This is a genomic window from Pseudomonas sp. D1HM, from assembly GCF_019266105.1.
Lineage (GTDB): Bacteria > Pseudomonadota > Gammaproteobacteria > Pseudomonadales > Pseudomonadaceae > Aquipseudomonas > Aquipseudomonas taetrolens.
In genome coordinates this window covers 1-467 of sequence record NZ_LRMN01000052.1, presented here as the reverse complement: position 1 = coordinate 467, position 467 = coordinate 1, and the positions used below count along the sequence as shown (strand labels likewise).

The 467-nt window shown below is 59.3% G+C and carries 1 pseudogene; it reads left to right on the top strand.

Annotated features, from left to right (window positions below):
- Nucleotides 1–123: 123 nt before the first annotated feature.
- Nucleotides 124–467, top strand: a pseudogene (locus AWM69_RS22675) (hypothetical protein); the annotation flags it as partial.

Here is a 467-nt window from a genome sequence, read left to right as displayed (position 1 = left end):
CCGGCGCTCGATGCCAGCAAGATCACCAGCGGTACGCTGAGCAGGCCAACTTCTGGCAATGCCGGCACAGCCACCAAGTTGCAAACCGGCCGAGCGCTGACGTTCAACGGCGCAGCAACAGGCATGGGTTGGTTCGATGGTAGCGGCGATGTCAACGTTCAGTTGGTCTTGGCCGGGCTTGATGTGAGCAAGCTGGTTAGCGGCACTTTGCCGGTCGCGCGTGGAGGTACGGGGGGGAACACCCCAGCAGCAGCGCGATCAAGCCTGGGAGCGGGTGTCCCGTCGACCTTGTACCACGACCCCAATGGGTACTGGTGGGATAAGGACACCGGCCTGTTTGTTCAGTGGGGCAACAGGTTTTTTGGCGACATGCCGGGGGGCAAGTGGAACGTCCAGTTCAACTTTAGATACGAGTTTGATACCGCGCCCTTCATTGTCATACCGGTGATTATGGAGCATCCAAACTC